The following is a 3,933-nucleotide window of genomic DNA, read 5'->3' on the forward strand; positions in this document are numbered from 1 at the left end:
GACCATCCGGGCAAAAAACGCTAACGGTAAATGGAGTACTGTAGTAGTACGGAAGTTCTACAAAGATGCACTGCCAAGCAATATAAATTTAGCCAATATAACCCGTTTAGAGTATTTTATAGATACTGACCCTGGAGAAGGCAATGGAACCAATATTCCTGTTACCGCCAGTTCGTCAGTCAACAATATTCCATTGCTTGTTAATATGAGTGGTCTTTCACAAGGTACTCACTTCCTTGAAATAAGAGCGAGAGATGCCGATGGCAAATGGAGCACTGTGGGTATCAAACAATTCAGCAATGGCACCAATAGAATAGCTATCGGAACGATAGCGGCAGACATTTGTGGTCAGAACAACCTCTCATTGCCTTATACGCTTGAAGGTACTTTTGATAGTGGTAACACCGTTACTGTTCAATTGTTAGATGCCAATAACAATCTGGTTAATGCTAATATAGCATCAATCACTGCTACTGCGAGCGGTACCATCAGTGTTCCGATGCCTAATGTTGGTGTGAACACCGTTTACAAACTCAGACTTGTAAGTTCTTCGCCAGAGTTGATAAGCGAACCTGTTTTAATAACGGTAAAATCAAGTTTTACACCGACTATAACCCCAAGCGGAGATGTCAATTTCTGTGCAGGCCGTAGCGTATTATTATCAGTCAGTGGTTGCAATGGCAATGTTGTATGGTCTAATGGTATTACCAATAATATGATTAGCGTAACTGCCACGGGTACTTTTACAGCTACCTGTACTTTAAGTAATGGTTGCAGTTTCCCTTCAAGCAATACGATTATCACAGTCGTTTCGCCTTACCCACAACCTAATTCCGGTGGAAATGTCTCTGTCTGTGGAGCTAACTCAACAGCTACTTTAACAGCCAGTGGATGTAATACTGCCGGAGATAAGATTGCCTGGTTTACAACCGCCTCGGGAGGAAGTAGTCAGTTTGCAGGAGCTACCTATGTTACACCGCCATTACCTGCAAGCACTACTTATTATGTAGCTTGTGTATCAGAAGGCGGATGCGAAAGTACCAGAATACCGATTGCAGTTACCGTAAAACCATTGCCAACTGTAGCCATTACCGGTGCTACAAACATCACTTGTACAACCCCAAGTGTTACCAGAACTGCGAGCGGTGGCGGTACTTATCTGTGGTCGAATAGTCTGGGGACTACTGCTACTGCCACTATAACCAATGCAGGTACTTATACCGTAACGGTTACAGGTGCAAACGGTTGTACAGCTACTGCTACTACAAGCGTAACGGCTAACAAAACAGCTCCTACAGTAGCTATTACAGGAAGTGCCAATCTCACTTGTACAGTTAATAGTGTTACCAGAACTGCCAGCGGTGGCAGTACTTATCTGTGGTCGAATGGTTTAGGAACCAATGCCGCAGCTACTATGACAACCGCAGGGATTTATACAGTAACTGTTACGAATACAACGAATGGCTGTACTACTACTGCCACAACCAGTGTAACGACCAATACAACTGCTCCTACAGTAAATATAACCGGAACCGCTAATCTTACCTGTGCGGTTACCAGTGTTACCAGAACTGCCAGTGGTGGCGGCACTTATTTGTGGTCGAATGGTTTAGGTACGAATGCCGCAGCCACTATTACCACTGCAGGGATTTATACTGTAACAGTTACGAATACAACTAATGGCTGTACTACTACTGCTACAACCAGTGTAACTACCAATACAACTGCTCCTACAGTAAATGTAACCGGAACTACTAATCTGACCTGTACGGTTACCAGTGTTACCAGAACTGCCAGTGGTGGCGGCACTTATCTGTGGTCGAATGGTTTAGGAACCAATGCAACTGCCAACATAACCACAGCAGGTACTTATACGGTTACCGTTACTGGCACAAATGGTTGTACTGCAACTGCTACTACCAGTGTAACGTCTAATACGACCGCTCCTACGGCCAGTATTACAGGCAGTAATAATCTGTCATGTGTAGTAACCAGTGTTACCAGAACTGCCAGTGGTGGCGGCACCTATCTGTGGTCAAATGGTCTGGGTACTAATGCCACTGCTACTATAACCTCTGCAGGTACTTATACGGTTACCGTTACAGGTACAAATGGCTGTACAGCTACGGCAACCACAACTGTTACAAGTCAGGCGACACCACCTACCCCTACCATTTCTCCGGCAAGCCCGCCTGCTATTTGCTCAAGCCAGAGTGTAACACTTTCTGCCAATGGTTGTACGGGTGGTACTATCACATGGTCAACGGGGGCAACAGGTAGTAGTCTTACGGTCTCTCCGGCTACCACTACTGCTTATACTGCCAGATGTAAAGTTGACCAATGTTTTGGTAATAACAGTGCTGCGGTAACAGTTACTGTAACACCTACCTGTAATTACCCGATTACGATACAACCTGCTCTTGTGGTTGTATGTCCTAATACATCGGTTACACTTACGGCAAGCGGTTGCCCGGGTGTTATTACATGGACGGGAGGAGCCACCGGAACCAGTATAACTGTTACTCCGGCAGCTACAGGAACTTATACGGCAACCTGTTCAGCAGGTGGGAGTGGTAGCAGAGTAATAACTGTGAATGCAACAGATGTAACACTGTCTAATGCAGATAATATATTAACGGGTACTTCTAAGTTTCAGGTAACGCAAAACATTATTTCAACCAGTCAGATTGGTCAGGACGCCACTAATCCAAAGCCGAATGTCTTGTATCAGGCCGGAAAATCAATTGTTTTGCAACCTGGTTTTAGCACAGCCTCCGGCAGTATATTCAATGCTGTCATACAAGGTTGTAATTAGGTAAGCAATTAAGAAATTCAGCCATAACAAAAATGAGTCATTCCGAATTTTGGAATGACTCATTTTTTTGCTTATCAATAATTCCTGATTCAATCCATCCGATAAACCAGATACCTGATTTTAAGCGTTCCGTCTATTTTTCCTAATTGTTTAAAATCTGCTTTTAGCTTGAATGTAACCCAGAAAGCCTGTTTGTATAAACCATCAAATAAAGCAGGTTGCTCTATTTCTTTTACATCGGTAATTTCAATCTGAGCATCAGGCACTTCTGTAAATTGTTTTATTACCGTACCGCCATTGTTCTCATATTTCACAGAGGCATTCCATTGGTCATGGGTTTGTACACCGATTTTTTTTATGCCGGGTACTAAATATTGTCTGAATTTTTCAACCCGCTCGTTAATACTAAAATCAGGGTTGGCTGAACCTAATACATGGAACATACCATTAAGTGTCATCTCAATCTTTTTTCCAGCCACATTTAAAACTATGGTATTCAATATTTTAGTTGATAAAGGGTCTGTTTCAGAAAGCATCGTTCTGCATTCATTACCATCTTCGCTGAAACTATACTGCTCGTTTAAAATCGTTCCTTTAAATGATGCCGTTTCTTTAGTTACTGCATTAGTAATACTTACATTTTTAGTGATGGTCGTTTTTTGGCCATATTTGTCTTCCACAGTCAGAAAAACCGGATAACTATCGTTTCTTTCATAGATAAATTCAGGATTTGCCAAACGGCTTCTGTTCTGTGTTTTTGTATCGTTCCAATAATACTTTAGTCCGGCCTCGGGAGATAGATTTTTAAATCTGACCTTACCATTCTCTAAAACTTCATAAGAAAAATCAGCTTTTGGTTCAGGTACTTTATTGGTAATATTTACTTCTGTCTCTAATGAATTTGAAGTAACAGCATTAACCGCTCTGAAACTTATTTTATACGTACCGTTTTTAGCATATTTATGCGAAAAAGTAAAAATAGCATCGGCCGTAATTTCTTTAGGTTTAAATTGCACTTTGTCAGTTTTTCCATCGCCCCAATCAACACTTACTTCAGTATCATGCTGATAAGGAAAAACTTTCAGTTGCAAAGTTACTCCGGCATTTTCATCGTAAGC

The 3,933-nt window shown here is 41.9% G+C and carries 2 protein-coding genes; one reads left to right on the forward strand and one right to left on the reverse strand.

Annotation, left to right across the window (positions count from 1 at the left end; translation table 11 throughout):
• A partial coding sequence (locus tag EWM59_RS28025) for an Ig-like domain-containing protein (RefSeq protein ID WP_374755962.1) occupies nucleotides 1-2,815 on the forward strand: 2,815 nt, incomplete at its 5' end.
• 89 nt (nucleotides 2,816-2,904) lie between these two features.
• Here EWM59_RS28025 and EWM59_RS28030 read toward each other — a convergent pair.
• The coding region (locus EWM59_RS28030) for a PKD domain-containing protein (RefSeq protein ID WP_165372320.1) at nucleotides 2,905-3,933 on the reverse strand (1,029 nt) is incomplete at its 5' end.

The sequence above is a fragment of the Emticicia agri genome, assembly GCF_004168285.1.
Taxonomy (GTDB): domain Bacteria; phylum Bacteroidota; class Bacteroidia; order Cytophagales; family Spirosomataceae; genus Emticicia; species Emticicia agri.